We start from the raw sequence: 15,570 nt of genomic DNA on the forward strand, positions 1-15,570 counted from the left end.
TAAGGATGGTTCTTCAATGGGTAACTTAGCACCACACACGTTTAATACCGATGCGGTCTGTATTGGTTTCGGGCCGGCAGGTATTGCACTTTCCTGTGTGTTTGAAGATGCGCGGGAAGTGGATGACCCACTGTCTCGCCTGACGGTCCGTTATCTTGAAGCCGCGCCGGATACTCAATGGCATCGCGAACTTCTGCTGACCGGGACTGATATCAATCACCATGTCTTTCGCGATCTGGTAACGCCGCGCAATCCCCGCAGCCGCTTTTCATTCGCCATGTACCTGAAAAGCCAGGGCCGCATGTTCGACTTCGGTCTGCTGGGGCGTCCTGCCAGCCGCCATGAGTGGTCGGACTATCTCGCCTGGGTTTCCCGGCAAGTCGACAGCTACACCCGCTTCAATGCGCCCGTCACTGAAATCCTGCCGGTCATTCGTGACGGTCGTTTGTGCGAGGTGCAGGTCAAGACGCCGGATGCCAGTTTCAACACACGCAATATCGTGCTCTCCAGCGGCAGTGCGCCAAGAGTTCCGGTGGAGTTCCAGGCTCTGCTTGGCCCGACCCTGTTCCATACCTCGCAGTTTCTGACCCGCCTCAAAGCCTTTGGCGACCGGCTGCCCAAGCGCTGGCTGGTGCTGGGTTCCGGGCAGAGCGCCAGTGAGTCGGTGCTGGAGCTGACCGGTCGCGACAGCAGCATCGAGGTGCATTCGGTGCATCGCTCCGCAGGCTTCAAGCTGACTCAACTGGGCCAGTTCCCCAACCGGGTTTTTGCCCCGGATCATGTGGACTATTTCCATGACCTGAACCCTGCTGCACGCCACCGCTTCCTCGACTGGAGCCGGTCGACCAACTACGCCGGTATCGATCCGGACGAGAGCCAGAAACTGTTCTCGATGATCTATGAAGACACCATTGTCGGTCGCAAGCGTTTGCAGACCTATGGCTACCGGGTCATCTCCCAGGTGGAAAAAATCGACCAGGGTTATCGCGTGGCATTGACCGACACCTTCAGCCAGCGCACCGAACTGCTGGAAGTGGACGTGATCGTGCTGGGCACGGGCTACCAGCAATATCTGATCCCGCCGTTGCTGAGCAACCTGCAGCCCTGGCTCAAGGCTGATGTGGACGGCGGCCTGGTCATCGACAGGAATTACAACGTCGCCACTCAGGGCGAGTGTGACGTGAGCGTCTGGGTCAACGGCCTGTCCGAGCGTACCCATGGCATCAGCGACAGCCAGTCGTTTTCCCTGATGGCGTTGCGCGCCGAGCGCATTGCCAATGCCCTTGGACAAACACTCGATTCCCTGGCCGATGCCCCGCTCCTGACACAGTGAAGTGATCCTCATGTACGACAATATCTGCGATATCGTTCACGACCAGACCTTTCTCAAGGTCGCAGGTCTGGGGCATGATTTTTTCCTGAAAATGGAATCGCTCAACCCGGCAGGCTCCATCAAGCTCAAGACCGCCGTGGGCCTGGTAGATGATCTTCAGGCCCGCGGCCTGATCGGTCCGGACACCATTCTGATCGAGTCTTCGTCCGGCAACCTGGGTGTGGCCCTGGCGATGATCTGTGCCGAGCGCTCCATCAGGTTCACCTGTGTGGTCGACCCCAACAGTTCCAATCACAACATCCGCATGATGCGCACTTATGGCGCCGAGGTGATCCAGGTCGATACGCCGGATGCCAATGGCGGTTTTCTGGGGACGCGCATCGCTTTGATCCGTGACAAGGTCGGCAGCGACTCGCGCTATGTCTGGCTCAATCAGTATGAAAATGCGGCCAACCCCCGGGCCCATGCGCGCACGACGGCGCGTTCCATAGGCCGACATTTCGGGCATGTGGATTACCTGTTCGTGGGGGCTGGCACCACCGGAACCCTGATGGGCTGCGTGCAGTATTTCCAGCGCCATCACCCCACGACCAAGATCATTGCCGTGGACAGTGTCGGCTCGGTGACTTTCAACACGCCCGCCAGTCGGCGTTTCATTCCGGGGCTGGGCACCAGCCAGCGTCCGCCGATCTTCAACGCCGAAGGCATTCATGCCCTGGAAATGGTGCCTGAATCGCGCACCGTTGCCATGTGCCGGGTATTGGCGCGCAGCAAAGGCTTGCTGGTCGGTGGTTCGACCGCCACGGTGATAGCGGCCGTGCATGCCTGGCGCGAGCGCATCGAGCCGGGCTCGGTGGTGGTGGCGTTGTCGCCGGACTGGGGCGAGCGCTATCTGGACACGCTTTACGACGACCCATGGGTCGAGCAGCGCTTTGGCAGTGAAGTGCTGAACATGACCCTGGCTGACATGCCGATCGTACCCGAGTGGACCACTTATCTGGCGGCTGAGCGCCTGCGCCAGACGCCATTCCATGTGGTGGATGGCGAAGCGGTGGCGCGGATTCTGTCTGCCGACCCGCAAGCCTGCATCGACGATGTGCAGCGTGCGTATCTGGAGCATGAAGCGGGGCGTTCCATCAACCCGGACAGTTACTTCCTGCGCTTTCCCCAGGCTCCGGCCAATCGCATCATCGCCTTGCCGGCCAGCCTGTCGGGTGAGCAGTCGGTCAGTGGCATCAAGTGGATTTCCAGCTTTCCCGGCAATATCGACACGGGGTTGCAGCGAGCCTCGGCGGTGCTGATCCTCAACGACCCGCTGACCGGCTACGCCTTCGCGTGTCTTGAAGCTTCGCGCATCAGCGCCATGCGGACGGCGGCTTCGGCAGTGCTGGGGGCGCGCTGGTTGAACCGCCAGCAACGCAGCGTCCGTCGCATCGCCTTTATCGGCGCAGGGTTCATTGCCCGCACGATTCTGGACATGTTCGTCAGCGATGGCTGGGCTATGGATGACGTCAGCGTATTCGACAAACATGTGGAATCGGCCCTGGCCTTGATCGAACACGCTTCGACCCGTCATCAACTCACCAGTCACCCGGCGGATCTGGAAAGCAGCCTGCAGGCCGATGTGGTGGTATTTGCGACCACTGCGCCGAGCCCTTACGTGGACGATTACCCGTTCCGCCCCGAGCAGGTCATCCTCAATATCTCATTGCGTGATCTGGGGCCGAAGGTCATTGCCGGCGCCAACAATATCCTCGATGACGTGGAGCACTGCCTCAAGGCCCAGACCTCGCCTGACCTTGCGGTGCAGCATTATCAGGATCGCTCGTTCATCACCGGCACCCTGGCGCAACTGATGCTGGGCCAGGTCGAGCTGAAGCCGGGCCGGGCGTCGATCTTTTCGCCGTTCGGGCTGGGAGTGCTGGATCTGGCTGTGGGCCAGCGGGTGTATCAGCAGGCGATTACCGACTGCACGGCGTTGTCCGTGCCCCGGTTCTTTTTTGAATCGAATCGGTGGTGATGGCTATGCAGACTCTTTCCATCGAGCGTTTCCTTGATGAAACCCTACCTGTTGCCGTACCTGAAACACGCAAGGTCGCCATTGTCGGCATGGGCTCCAGAGGGTTGAGTGTTCTGGAGCAGTTGATCGGCATGGCGCGTCAGGACCCGAGCCAATGCTGGGTGATCGAGGTTTTAGACCCGCAAGCGCCCGGCAGCGGCCTGCACCTGGCCGAGCAACCGGACTACCTGATGCTCAACACCATGGCCGGGCAGCTTTCGGCGTTTTCCAGTGCGTTTCCTGTTTGTGAGCCGGCGGGCATGACATTCCTGCAATGGTGTACAGCCCATGGCGTGCGTCTGGATGAGCGTGGCCATACCTGTGATAGCGAGCATGGTCGCCCCGTCGGGTTTGGCGATTTCGTGCCACGCAAGTTACTGGGCCGCTATCTGCAGGACAGCTACCGGTTTCTGCTGGAGCAATGTCCTGCCAGTGTCCAGGTGTGTCATGACCCGCAAGAGGTGATCGCTTGCCAGTCATTGCCGGATGCCACGGGCTTTCGCTTGAAGGTCGCCAATGGCCGACAGTTCATCACTGAAGCGTTGTTTCTCACCAGCGGGCATGTGCTTGAAGCACGGGCAGAACAGGTCATTGGTGAGCGGGTTGCCATCGAAGGCCTTGGACTGACCGCCATGGACACCGTTGCCGCACTGACTCAGGGCCGAGGCGGGCGCTACGAGCGTGACGCGGGCTTTGCTGGCTGGCGTTACCTGCCTTCGGGTCGCGAGCCGCAGATCTACCTGTTTTCCCGTTCGGGGCTGGCGTTCCATGCCCGGCCACAATGGAGCCCGGCCAGCAGTGAAAGATTACCCAGGCTGTTTTTTACCGCCCAGGCCATCGAGGTCTTGCGACAGCAGAGCGCGACCGGGCAACTGGATTTCGAGCAGGACATCCTGCCGCTGATCGAAGACGAAATGCGTGCGGTGTTCTATCAGGCCAGGGTTCGGCTTGAAGCACCTGAACAACTGTTGTCTGTTCAACAAGGATTGTGGGCCGCTAAGGGGGCCGATGTTCGGGAAATGCTGTTCGCTCGCCTGGCCGGAGAGTGGGGCGAGTTCGAGCCGGCTCACTGGTTGCCAACCCGGCGTTGGACGGGGCAGGCCAGCGATTACAGCCAGTGGTATCGCGAGTGGGTCGAGCATGATCTGGCGCTCAGTCGCCGAGGCACTGCACAGAGCCCGGTGAAGCAGGCGCTGGAGGTCTGGCGCGACTACCGCGACCTGCTGCGAATGCTGGTGGATCGCAACGGGCTGACGGAACGCTCGACCCTTGAGTTCTATGGCACCTGGGCCGGGCTTTCAAACCGTCTGGTCGGCGGGCCGCAAAAAGAACGTTACGAAGACCTGCTGGCCTTGATGGACGCCGGTGTGGTCACGGTATTGCCGCCGATGGAGGAGGCAGGCTGTTCGGATTTCGACAGGGTCATCAATGCCCGGGTCCCTCATAGCGGCCTGTCCCGCAACCCTCAGGGCTTGATCGGCGATTTGCAGCGTCAGGGGCTGGTTCGCGCTGCCCATGCCTATCCCGCCGATGGCATCGAGACGGACAGCGTAGGCCGGGCGCTGAGTGCTGACGGTTCGGTCCAGCAAAGGCTCTGGGTCCTGGGTCCTGCCGTCGAGGGCTGCACTTTCTATAACCACTACGTTCCCACGCCGGATCCGGGTTGTCGGGCGCTTATCGAAGCGCGACTGGCTGTCGAGTCTTGTATGGACACATTGGGTGTTAACGCTTCAACAGCCGCCAGTTTGTAACCCGCCACATTATTTATTGAATTGAACAGGATAACTTTTGATGTACGAGATCACGTTGTTGACCGCGCTTGCCGGTGCTTTCATCGTTCTGATTATCAGCCCCGGTCCCAACTTTCTGGTCATTACCCAACTTTCATTCAGCCAGTCTCGACAGCAAGGAATATGCGCCGGGCTGGGGGTGGCGTCGGGAAGCATCATCTGGGCATTGCTGGCGGCTACCAGCCTGGGGCTGATCTTTCAGCAACTGCCCTGGTTGCAGCCGGCCCTGCAATTGCTCGGCGGCACTTACCTCACCTGGCTGGGCAGCAAAAGTCTGCGCAGTGCGGGCAGTCAGCCCAAGCCGCGTGATATCCGGGCCCTGGGCATCGGCAGTCTGGGCCGCGCCTATCGCTTTGGCCTGCTGACCAATATGACCAATCCCAAGGCCCTGGCTTTCTACACCAGCGTATTTACCACCGTCACCACGCCGGGCATGCCAATGTGGGTACGTACTGCCGGGGTTTCGATTATCGCGATTCTGGCCATTTCCTGGTTTGTCTTGTTGGCGACGCTGTTTTCGATTCCGGCTGTTCAAGCGCGTTATCAGCGTATGAAGAAGGCCATCGACATCATTACCGGGCTGTTCATGATCGTTTTCGGTCTGCGACTGCTGATCGGTTTATTGCCTGCCGGTTTTATCGGCTGAAGCAACTATCGCCTCAATAAGGAATAGACCTATGCACACTAACGACTGGAACTATCCCACTTCGATTCGGGTGGGAGCTGGGCGTGTCAGAGAGTTGGCCGATGCCTGTCGTGCCACAGGGATCAAACGCCCGTTACTGATTACCGACACGTTTCTGGGCAGCACCGACATGATCCACAGCGCCTTGACCGAGTGCCGCGAAGCGCTAGGGCACTGCGGCCTGTTCGATCAGGTCAAGGGCAACCCCACCGGCGACAATGTCGCCAATGGGTTGCAGGCTTATAAAACCGGTGGTCATGACGGTGTCATCGCTTTTGGCGGCGGCTCGGCGCTGGATGCGGCAAAGGCCGTTGCGCTGATGTCGGGCCAGACTCGTCCGCTCTGGGATTTTGAAGACATCGGCCAGAACCACTTGCGGGCCGATCCTCTGGGGATTGCGCCGGTGATTGCCTTGCCCACGACGGCAGGTACCGGTTCGGAAGTCGGACGGGCATCGGTAATTACCGACGAAGAGGCGCGGGTCAAACGCACCATCCTGCATCTGCGGATGATGCCGCGCATTGCCATTCTGGACGCCAACCTGACCCTTGATCTGCCCACGCACCTGACCGCTGCCACCGGCGCCGATGCCCTGACTCACTGCATGGAAGCCTATTGTTCGCCGGTCTATCACCCGATGGCCGAGGCCATTGCGGTCAAGGGCATGCAATTGATCAAGGTTCATTTGCCCAGAGTCGTGGCGGATGGTCACGATCTTGAGGCCCGCCAGCAGATGCTGGTGGCTTCAAGCATGGGTGCGGCTGCCTTTCAGCGTGGGTTGGGCGGGGTGCATGCCATCGCCCAGAGCCTGGGTGCCCTGTATGACCTGCACCACGGTTTGCTCAATGCCATTCTGTTGCCCTACGTGTTGCAAGCTAATGAATCGGCCCTGACCACGCAAATGGACGATCTGGCGGTTTACCTGCGCCTGCCCGGGTCGGGCTTCGAGGGTGTCATGGAGTGGCTGTTGCAACTGCGCGAAGAAATCGGCATTCCTCACACGCTGGGAGCCATTGGCATCGATGAGCGGGATGCGGAGCTGGTGGGGCGTATGGCCTTTGCCGATGGTTGCTCACATACCAATCCGATCCGTCATTCGGCGCAGGCCTATTCGCAGATATTCAGCCATGCGGTCAGAGGGCTGTAGCCTATGCCGTCTATCGATGGGCCGGTCATCAAACGTCTGGTCGAAGTCTGGCATGGGGTTGTCGATCAGGGCTCGATTGTGGGCGGGGTGCTGCTTGTGGCTCAGGAGGGCGAGATTCGCTACGCCTCCGCTCGAGGCTGGGCGGATCGTGAAAGCCGGATAGCGGTGCAGCGTGATACCCGGTTTCGTCTGGCGTCGCTGACCAAGCTGCTGACGTCGGTCACGGCCTTGCGTCTCTGCGAGCTGGGGGTATTGCCGCTGGAGGCACCGGTGACGAACTGGCTCAAGGACTTTCGCCCGCAACTTGCCGATGGTCGAGAGCCGGTCATCACCTTGAGGCATTTGCTGTCGCACACCGCCGGCCTGAGCTATGGCTTCGAGCAACCACCGGGCAATGCCTATGCACTGGCCGGTGTATCGGACGGGCTGGATCTTGTCGCCATGGACTTGCAGCAGAACCTGCAACGTCTGGCCAGCGTGCCTCTGTTGTTCGAGCCGGGCACGGGCTGGGGGTATTCGTTGGCTACGGAGGTGGTGGGCGCCATCATCGAACAGGCCACCGGTCTTGCGTTGCCGCAAGCGGTCGCCCGTTGGGTGACGGAACCTTTGGGCATGAGCGCGACGGGGTTCAGTCCCACTGGCGATCAACTGCTGGCCAGCGCCTACAAGGACGGAGTGTGTGGCCCGGAACGGGTGAGCCGCCATGATGTACTGGTGCTCGACAGCGGGCATGCCTGGCTGTCGTCGAGCCGGGCTTATGAGCCTGAGGCTTATGCTTCGGGGGGCGCGGGCATGCTGGGCTCGGCCGATGATTATCTGCGTCTGCTGGAGTGCCTGAGGCTGGGTGGTTCACCGGTATTGAGCGCTGCCAGTACCGCCAGCCTGTTGGGCAATGCCATTGGTGATATCGGGCTGGCGGGCAGGGGGGCTGGCTGGAAGTTCGGGCTTGGCCCGGTAGTGCTTGCCGACCCTGAGCGTGCCCGGCATCCGCAGGGCGCGGGTACCTGGTCGTGGTGTGGTTTATATGGATGCCATTACTGGGTCGATCCGCAGGCCGGGATCAGCCTGGTTGCCTTGACCAATACCGCCGTGGCCGGGGCATGGGGGGCATTTTCCGATGGGCTGGTCGAGGCCATCTACGGCTAGAACCGGCCAGTATCAGGCCCTGGCAAACTGCTTGCGGTAACTGCTGGGGCTGATACCCACCAGATTGCGGAAGTGCCGACGGAAAGACTCTTCCGAACCAAAGCCTGCTCTGTCTACTACCTCATTGAGGCGGATTCGCGAAGATTCCAGCAATTCCTTGGCGTAGGCGATGCGTTCACCCAACAGCCAGTCATAAGGCGTCAGCCCGGTGCTTTCCATGAAGCTGCGGTGCAGAGTACGGGTACTGACGGCGGCGCGGGAGGCCATTTCCTTGATGGTGTGCGGGCGCTGCAAGTCGCTGCGGATCCAGTCCATCAGGTTGGAGATCGGCCCATCGGCGGCTGCGACCAGTTGCCGGGAAGCGTATTGCGACTGTCCGCCTTCGCGATGGGGCGGAATCACCATACGTTGCGCCACCATATTGGCAACACGTGAGCCGTGATCGTTACGCACCAGATGCAGCATCATGTCCAGGCCTGCTGCAGACCCGGCAGCAGTCACGATATTGCCTTGATCGACATACAGCTCATTGGGCTGGATGGTCAGGCCCGGATACATGGTGGCCAACAGGTCGGTGTAACGCCAGTGAGTGGTTACCTTGTGCCCATCGAGCAGGCCTGCCGCTGCCAGCACAAAGGCGCCGGTGCAGATCGAGCAAATGCGTGCCCCGCGTGCATGGGCTGCCTGAAGTTGTTCGATAAGCCGTTGAGGAATTGCGGATTCCACCCCGCGCCAGCCGGGGACGATGATGGTGTCGGCGTTTTCCAGCAGCACATCACCGGGCGTTGGAACGATAGTAATGCCGCCCGCCGCTGTGATCGGGCCGTCATCTACCGGAAAAGTGGCGAACTCATACCAGTTCACACCCAGCTCGGGCCTTTTCAGGGCAAAGACTTCCACCGTACACCCGAATTCAAAGGTGCAGAGCTGGTTGTAGATGAGGGCAACGACGAGATGATTTTTCATGGCGCGATGTTACCGGATATTGGCATTACCGACAGTAGTTCGGTGTGATGCTACTGGGTAATCTGACGGCTGTCACCAAGTACTCTGGAGCCCCTTCATGTCACTCAATATCGGTATCTACGTCTATGACGATGTCGAAGTCCTGGACTTCGCAGGGCCCTATGAAGTGTTCACCACTGCAACGCGCATGCATGCACGCAAAAGCCGCGACGAACGGCCATTGTTCAATGTATTCACCATTGGCCGAAGCACCGCTTCGGTACGCGCCAGGGCTGGCCTGAAGGTCGACCCGGACTATTCGATCCATGATCATCCGGCCATGGATTGCCTGATCGTGCCGGGCGGCGTTGTAAACGCCGAACTGGAAAAACCGGATGTCATCCACTGGATCAGTGATCAGTCTGTGCCCGGTCGTGTGGTGGCTGCCGTCTGCACCGGCGCTTTCTTGCTGGCCAAGACCGGCAAGCTGGCAGGTAAACAAGTCACCACTCACTGGGAAGACATCGCCGACCTCAAGGAAATGTTCCCCTCCATCGATGTGCTGAGCACCCTGCGCTGGGTCGATGAAGGTTCCTTTGTGACCTCGGCGGGCATTTCTGCCGGTATCGACATGAGCCTTCACCTTGTCGAACGTTTGCACAGTCGCGAACTGGCGGAACGCACCGCTCTGCAACTAGACTTCGACTGGACCGAAAACGACTGAGTCATCTCGCCATCCCGTCTTTTCCTGTTTTTTCAGAAGGATCGGTGCCGATATTCCCTCTGGCTCACAGCCGTTGAGCCGGGCAGGGAATATCACTGATTTCGTGACGCGCTTGGGCGTCACGCACCTTTCTCGAAAAATGCAGCGGTCGCTTTACCCCGTCTGACACTTCCCTTTGTGCCGCCCTGCGGCAGGCTGCGGGATTGCGTTTGCGGGGCTTCTTGTATTCCCTTCACCAACCTGCTCAATTGCAGGCCCGCGCCCACTATCGCCACGTCCAGAGTGCAGGAAATATGAAAACCCACTTTTTCAAAGTCGTTCAAGCCGTTGCAATGCATGGTTCTTTCTCGGAGGCTGCAGCCATCCTGGGGTGTAGTCAGTCCAATATCAGCTACGCCATCAAGGAAGTTGAAGATTTTTTCGAGAAACGCCTGTTCATCCGCAGCCGCACAGGCTGCACCCTGACCCCGGAAGGAAAAGTCATCACCCAGACCCTGGGCAGTATCATGGCGACGCTTGAGCAACTAAAAAAAATGGGGCCAGCGGTACTGTAACAATCCATTATTTCACACACATTCTCGAAACAAGCCTGGATACGTCGCTGGATTTTCTGGCCCGGATTTACCCGGATATCCATTTGAGCGTTGTGCACAGCAACGAACAAACCCCCTCTCTCGACCCCTTGAGAAAAGAACTGGCCGATATTCTGATCCTGCCCAGCACCGTGCTGAGCGAACACTATATCGAGCATCATCACTGGTCCGATTATTACGTGCTGGTGTGCGCCAGGAACGGACACCCCTCTGTACGCAGCTTTACCGAGCTCTCGCAAACCGTGCGCTATGTTGCCTGGCGTCATCCAGGCCTTGAGCGTTTGCACAATCATCTGGCCTCGGCCCAGTTGCGCCTCAGCCATCGCGGTGAACTCAGTTGTCTGGAAACATTGCTGGACCTGATTGCCAAGGGGCATTGCATCTCGATCCTGCCCAGCGCCTTGCTGGCCGGTCGTTTCAGCACGCTTGAACCCGTCCCGCTTCCCTTGATGATCATGCGCCATATCAGCGTCGTCGCACGGCCCACATCGTTATTGTCCAATGCGGCCAATGCCGTGCTACAGACATTGAAGAAGCCATCGATCATCCCGGCCAAGTGAGTGTTCACGTAAAACCGGATGCAACGTTTTTCATCGCTGGCGCTCATACCCATAGGTAATGAATTCGGGGCGGAGCGCTTGCGCTCTGTCTTGAGCCACCCTAATGGACGTGGATGACTGAACCCTATGACGACACCGGACAAGCAGTACCTGGATTGGCTGGTTGAACAATCAATGCTCAATGCCGCACGGCAGCGTGCCAAATCCTATGGCGGGCAGGGCAGGTTATGGCAGCGACCTTTTGCCCAGGCCCGTCCCAGGGATGCTTCGGCGATAGCCTCTGTCTGGTTCACGGCCTATCCGGCTTCCATCATTACCCGCGAGGGCGGCTCGGTTCTGGAGGCTCTGGGGGATGAGGCACTTTGGCACTCATTATCCGAAATCGGTATCCAGGGTATTCATAACGGACCGCTCAAGCTTTCCGGTGGCCTGCAAGGCCGCAATCTCACGCCCAGCATCGACGGCAATTTCGACCGGATCAGTTTCGGGATCGATCCGCAACTGGGGACCGAGGCCCAGTTGCTGAACCTCAGCCGCATTGCTGCCGCGCACAATGCGGTCATCATCGATGACGTGATTCCGTCACACACCGGCAAGGGGGCTGATTTCCGTCTGGCGGAGATGGCTTACGAGGATTATCCCGGCCTTTATCACATGGTCGAGATCCGTGAGGAAGACTGGTCCCTGCTGCCGGATGTACCTGCGGGACGGGATGCGATCAACCTGATGCCCGAGGTGGTCGATCAGCTTCGGGACAAGCATTACATCGTCGGGCAATTGCAGCGGGTCATTTTCTTCGAGCCAGGCGTCAAGGAAACCGACTGGAGTGCCACTGCTGTGGTTCATGGCGTGGATGGCAAGGCCCGGCGCTGGGTCTACCTGCATTACTTCAAGGAGGGCCAGCCCTCGCTCAACTGGCTGGACCCAAGCTTTGCCGCGCAACAGATGATCATTGGCGACGCACTGCATGCCATCGATGTCATGGGCGCCAGGGTTCTGCGCCTGGATGCCAACGGTTTTCTGGGTGTGGAGCGCAAGGCCGAAGGCACGGCCTGGTCGGAAAGCCATCCGCTGTCGATTACCGGCAACCAGTTACTGGGTGGCGCAATCCGCAAGGCGGGCGGTTTCAGTTTTCAGGAACTCAACCTGACCCTGGATGACATCGCGGCCATGTCCCATGGCGGCGCCGATCTGTCCTATGACTTCATTACCCGGCCTGCCTATCAGCATGCGCTGGTGACCGGCACGACCGAGTTTTTGCGCCTGATGCTGCGTCAGGTGCATGCGTTCGGTATCGATCCGGCGTCGTTGATCCATGCGTTGCAGAACCATGATGAGCTGACCCTGGAACTGGTGCATTTCTGGACCCTGCATGCCCATGACACATACCACTATCAGGGCCAGACCTTTCCCGGCAATATCCTGCGCGAGCACATCCGCGAAGAGATGTATGAGCATCTGGCGGGAGAGCATGCGCCTTACAACCTCAAGTTCGTCACTAACGGCGTGTCCTGTACCACGGCCAGTATCATCACGGCGGCCCTGGGAATTCGTGACCTGAACACCATCACCGAGGCAGACATCAAGCAGATCCAGCACATTCACTTGTTGCTGGTGATGTATAACGCAATGCAGCCTGGGGTTTTTGCCTTGTCCGGCTGGGATCTGGTCGGTGCATTGCCACTGCCGGCCGAGCAGGTTCAGCACCTGATGCAGGATGGTGATACCCGCTGGATTCATCGCGGGGCCTATGATCTGGTGGACCTTGACCCGGATGCAGAGTTTTCCTCCGGCAATATGCCTCGCCCCAAAACCCTGTACGGCAGCCTGATCAGCCAGTTGCAGCGTCCGGACTCGTTCGTGTCGCAGCTCAAGAAAATACTCGCCGTGCGCCGCGCCTACGACATTGCGGCCAGCCGCCAGATATTGATTCCCGATGTGGAACATCCCGGCCTGCTGGTGATGGTTCATGAGTTGCCCGCCGACAAAGGCATTCAGATAACGGCCCTCAACTTCAGCTCGCAGGTCATTGTCGAAACCCTGCACCTGCCGGATATTGCCGCAGGCCTTGTGGTGGACATCATCAACGAGCGAGTGGAAGGGGATCTGACCCAAGAGGGTGAATTCACAATTACCCTGGATGCGTACGAAGGATTGGCATTGCGCGTGGTCAGCACCATTTCTTGACGAAATCATGACATCCGCTTCCCGATAATCACTCACGCCTGAAGGCTTGAGTGATTTCGGGTCGTTGAGCATTGTCCTGATGTCGGAAAGTCCATGGAAAACAAACACAGTCTCAAGCAACGCATCGTTACCGTTTTTGCGGTGATGAGCGCTCTGATTGCCGGGGTATTTGCGGTCGGTGTCGTTGCTACAGTCCATGTGGTGGAGAAAAAACTGGCCATCATTACCCTCGGCAGTGACCTGCACCGGCTCTTGATGATGGAGAGTGCAGATGACTGGCGACACCGGCCTTATAAACGTTCGCTGTTCTACGTTCAGGGCGGGGCGGGTGATCTGGCGATGACGCCGGCTCTGGAGGAACTGGGCGAAGGCTTTCATGAACTCACCTGGGAAAACCGTCCTTATCACGCCATGGTCGAGTTGGTCAGCGGCCGCAAGTATGTGTTGTTGCGCGATCTGTACAGCTCCATCAAGCGTGAAAGAATCCTGCTGGTCGTGGTTTTCATCAGCTTTGTATTGAGCGTGCTGCTGGCCATTCTGTTGGGACGCTTGCTGGCCCATCGCGTGATTGCGCCGGTGGTGCGTCTGTCCCGTCAGGTCCGGCAGCGGGAACAATTCATGGGCCAGGCGCCTGCACTGGCCCCCGAATATGCCCAGGATGAAGTGGGCACCCTGGCCGTGGCGTTCGACAAGACCATGGATCAGTTACGTGCGGCATTGGGGCGCGAGAAGCTGTTTACCAGTGATGTCAGCCATGAGCTGCGCACGCCCTTGATGATTCTGATCAGTTCCAGCGAACTGCTGCTGGAAAACCCGAGCCTGGACAAACGCTCCCATTCACAGGTGGTGCGCATTGCCAGGGCCAGTACCGCGATGCAGCAACTGGTGGAAACCTTTCTGCTGCTGGCCCGTGCCGAAAGCAATCAACCCAGTCAGGGACCCCGTTCCACACTGTCGATGGTGGCCAGGGAACTGGTCGAATTCTGGGGTGAACCCATCAAGCAAAAAGGGCTGGAACTGATCCATGAACCCCTGGAAACATCGGACACCCTGTACAACGCCACTCTTCTGCACTCGGTCATGGGTAACCTGCTGCGCAATGCCTGGCACTACACCGACCAAGGCTTCATCCGCCTGACCCTGAGAGCGGACAGCTTTGTGGTGGAAGACAGCGGCATAGGGATTCCCGCCGAGAAGCAGCAAGCAATGTTTCAACCCTTTGTCAGGGGCGACGAACAACGAGGCAATGGTCTGGGGCTGGGGCTTTCACTGGTACAACGCATCTGCGCCAACCAGCAGTGGCAAGTGCTGCTGACCAGCCGGGAGCCTAATGGCTGCCGGTTTGAGGTGCGGTTGCACAGCATTTGAGCGCAGGACCGGGTTTATTCGAAAGGCTGTTCAATTGCGCCCATTCGACCAGCGTTTGTAATCGGCGGGTGTCATGCCGGTCGACTGGATAAAGGCGCGGCGGAATGCGGTTTCTTCGCTGTAGCCGCACTTGAGAGCCACTTGCTTGACGCTGCTGCCCGGCGTTTCCAGAAGCACGCAGGCGGTTTCTATCCTGACGCGAGTGATGAACGTCTTGGGGGATTCATTGGTCAGTTCCTTGAGCCGGCGATGCAGGGTTCGCTCGCTCATGTTCAGGGCTTTTGCCAGGCCTCCTGCTGTCAGTTCGGGATTGATATGGCGGATGATCTGTTCTGCCTGCAGCAATAACGGATCTGCTGCATTGACGAACCCCCGAGGCGCATAAACCAGTTGTGGCAGCGGCAGGCTGTCGGCAACGGAAATGTCCGCGGCCAGCCTGGCGACTTCGGCCCCGGCCTGACGTCTGATCACATGCAGGGCCAGGTCGACCCAGGACAGCGGACCTCCTGTGGTGATGATTCCGTCCTGTTCTTCCACGGCCGTGCCCCAGACGGGAAGTGCCCTCGGAAAGCGTTGCTTGAAGGCGTGATGCAGCCACCATGTGGTGGTGCAGCGTCTGCCGTTCAGCAGGCCCGACTCCCCCAGCACAAACCCACCGGCACAGGCTGCGCCAATCAGCACGCCTTTTTCGTGGCTGCTCTTGAGCCAGCCCGCGGCCTGACGGATCGAGTCGGATAACGGTGGCAGTCCGTCCGGCCCGAGGGCCATCCCGGTGACAAGGGCGACATCGCAATCGGGCAGGTCATGAAACGAGCCGTCCACCGGAATCTGCCGACCCTGAGGGTCGCGCATGACCTTGCCATCGGCGCTGACGATGGTGGTTTCGAATTCGAGACCGGCCTGATTGATGAGGCCTTTTGCAGCCCCTTGTGGCGGGCTGCGCAGTGCCTGATTGGTGATCCAGAACATATCCGACAGACCGGCAATCGCCGACAGCAGGCTGCCATCCACGGCAACGATCGCAATGCGCATA

The 15,570-nt window shown here is 59.2% G+C and carries 12 protein-coding genes and 1 pseudogene; 11 read left to right on the forward strand and 2 right to left on the reverse strand.

Annotation, left to right across the window (positions count from 1 at the left end; all coding sequences use genetic code 11):
- Positions 1 to 16: 16 nt before the first annotated feature.
- The 6 genes and pseudogenes from CKW23_RS15895 to CKW23_RS15920 all read left to right on the forward strand — a co-directional run bounded on the left by CKW23_RS15895 (position 17) and on the right by CKW23_RS15920 (position 8,213).
- Positions 17 to 1,333, forward strand: coding sequence for a SidA/IucD/PvdA family monooxygenase (locus CKW23_RS15895; protein ID WP_025260308.1), 1,317 nt, complete (start codon positions 17 to 19; stop codon positions 1,331 to 1,333).
- A gap of 10 nt (positions 1,334 to 1,343) precedes the next feature.
- Positions 1,344 to 3,353 carry a 2,3-diaminopropionate biosynthesis protein SbnB gene (gene sbnB / locus CKW23_RS15900; protein ID WP_095067957.1) on the forward strand — a complete coding sequence of 670 codons (2,010 nt, stop codon included), beginning with the start codon at positions 1,344 to 1,346 and terminating at the stop codon, positions 3,351 to 3,353.
- A gap of 5 nt (positions 3,354 to 3,358) precedes the next feature.
- Positions 3,359 to 5,143, forward strand: coding sequence for an FAD/NAD(P)-binding protein (locus CKW23_RS15905; RefSeq protein WP_095068004.1), 1,785 nt, complete (start codon positions 3,359 to 3,361; stop codon positions 5,141 to 5,143).
- Between the two features lie 40 nt (positions 5,144 to 5,183).
- The gene (locus CKW23_RS15910) at positions 5,184 to 5,828 is read left to right on the forward strand and encodes a LysE family transporter (RefSeq protein WP_025260306.1); all 645 of its coding nucleotides are present in this window, start codon (positions 5,184 to 5,186) and stop codon (positions 5,826 to 5,828) included.
- Between the two features lie 31 nt (positions 5,829 to 5,859).
- Complete coding sequence (locus tag CKW23_RS15915) at positions 5,860 to 7,014, forward strand: iron-containing alcohol dehydrogenase (RefSeq protein WP_025260305.1); 1,155 nt, start codon at positions 5,860 to 5,862, stop codon at positions 7,012 to 7,014.
- Between the two features lie 3 nt (positions 7,015 to 7,017).
- A pseudogene (locus CKW23_RS15920) lies at positions 7,018 to 8,213 on the forward strand (serine hydrolase domain-containing protein).
- On the opposite strand, the gene ftrA reads toward CKW23_RS15920, so the two are convergent.
- Positions 8,173 to 9,126, reverse strand: a complete 954-nt coding sequence (ftrA, locus tag CKW23_RS15925) for a transcriptional regulator FtrA (RefSeq protein ID WP_025260304.1) — start codon at positions 9,124 to 9,126, stop codon at positions 8,173 to 8,175. The pseudogene CKW23_RS15920 and the gene ftrA sit on opposite strands and share 41 nt — an antisense overlap.
- Before the next feature lie 97 nt (positions 9,127 to 9,223).
- On the opposite strand from ftrA, the gene CKW23_RS15930 reads away from it, so the two are divergent.
- The 5 genes from CKW23_RS15930 to CKW23_RS15950 all read left to right on the forward strand — a co-directional run bounded on the left by CKW23_RS15930 (position 9,224) and on the right by CKW23_RS15950 (position 14,537).
- Positions 9,224 to 9,829, forward strand: coding sequence for a DJ-1/PfpI family protein (locus CKW23_RS15930; protein ID WP_025260303.1), 606 nt, complete (start codon positions 9,224 to 9,226; stop codon positions 9,827 to 9,829).
- Between the two features lie 293 nt (positions 9,830 to 10,122).
- Entirely contained in the window at positions 10,123 to 10,383 is a 261-nt protein-coding gene (locus CKW23_RS15935; RefSeq protein ID WP_025260302.1) for a LysR family transcriptional regulator, read from the forward strand.
- A gap of 35 nt (positions 10,384 to 10,418) precedes the next feature.
- On the forward strand, positions 10,419 to 10,982 hold the full coding sequence (locus tag CKW23_RS15940) for a LysR substrate-binding domain-containing protein (RefSeq protein WP_236249414.1): 564 nt from the start codon (positions 10,419 to 10,421) through the stop codon (positions 10,980 to 10,982).
- A gap of 126 nt (positions 10,983 to 11,108) precedes the next feature.
- Positions 11,109 to 13,169 carry a maltose alpha-D-glucosyltransferase gene (gene treS, locus CKW23_RS15945; protein WP_025260300.1) on the forward strand — a complete coding sequence of 687 codons (2,061 nt, stop codon included), beginning with the start codon at positions 11,109 to 11,111 and terminating at the stop codon, positions 13,167 to 13,169.
- A 93-nt stretch (positions 13,170 to 13,262) separates the two neighbouring features.
- A complete protein-coding gene (locus CKW23_RS15950) occupies positions 13,263 to 14,537 on the forward strand; it encodes a HAMP domain-containing sensor histidine kinase (protein ID WP_025260299.1) in 1,275 nt (424 codons plus the stop codon).
- Between the two features lie 30 nt (positions 14,538 to 14,567).
- Here the strand turns inward: CKW23_RS15950 and CKW23_RS15955 are convergent, their stop codons facing one another.
- The gene (locus tag CKW23_RS15955) at positions 14,568 to 15,569 is read right to left on the reverse strand and encodes a GlxA family transcriptional regulator (protein WP_025260298.1); all 1,002 of its coding nucleotides are present in this window, start codon (positions 15,567 to 15,569) and stop codon (positions 14,568 to 14,570) included.
- Between the last annotated feature and the right edge of the window lies 1 nt (position 15,570).

Source organism: Pseudomonas sp. Irchel 3A18 (assembly GCF_900187465.1).
In the GTDB taxonomy this organism is placed as follows: Bacteria; Pseudomonadota; Gammaproteobacteria; order Pseudomonadales; family Pseudomonadaceae; genus Aquipseudomonas; species Aquipseudomonas cichorii.

Excerpts from the sequence above, each read along its gene's own strand:
- CKW23_RS15910 (WP_025260306.1), top strand. The coding sequence starts at position 5,184 with ATGTACGAGATCACGTTGTTGACCGCGCTTGCCGGTGCTTTCATCGTT.
- CKW23_RS15955 (WP_025260298.1), bottom strand. The coding sequence starts at position 15,569 with ATGCGCATTGCGATCGTTGCCGTGGATGGCAGCCTGCTGTCGGCGATT.
- CKW23_RS15950 (WP_025260299.1), top strand. The coding sequence starts at position 13,263 with ATGGAAAACAAACACAGTCTCAAGCAACGCATCGTTACCGTTTTTGCG.
- CKW23_RS15905 (WP_095068004.1), top strand. The coding sequence starts at position 3,359 with ATGCAGACTCTTTCCATCGAGCGTTTCCTTGATGAAACCCTACCTGTT.
- treS (WP_025260300.1), top strand. The coding sequence starts at position 11,109 with ATGACGACACCGGACAAGCAGTACCTGGATTGGCTGGTTGAACAATCA.
- CKW23_RS15935 (WP_025260302.1), top strand. The coding sequence starts at position 10,123 with ATGAAAACCCACTTTTTCAAAGTCGTTCAAGCCGTTGCAATGCATGGT.
- CKW23_RS15895 (WP_025260308.1), top strand. The coding sequence starts at position 17 with ATGGGTAACTTAGCACCACACACGTTTAATACCGATGCGGTCTGTATT.
- CKW23_RS15915 (WP_025260305.1), top strand. The coding sequence starts at position 5,860 with ATGCACACTAACGACTGGAACTATCCCACTTCGATTCGGGTGGGAGCT.
- ftrA (WP_025260304.1), bottom strand. The coding sequence starts at position 9,126 with ATGAAAAATCATCTCGTCGTTGCCCTCATCTACAACCAGCTCTGCACC.
- CKW23_RS15930 (WP_025260303.1), top strand. The coding sequence starts at position 9,224 with ATGTCACTCAATATCGGTATCTACGTCTATGACGATGTCGAAGTCCTG.
- sbnB (WP_095067957.1), top strand. The coding sequence starts at position 1,344 with ATGTACGACAATATCTGCGATATCGTTCACGACCAGACCTTTCTCAAG.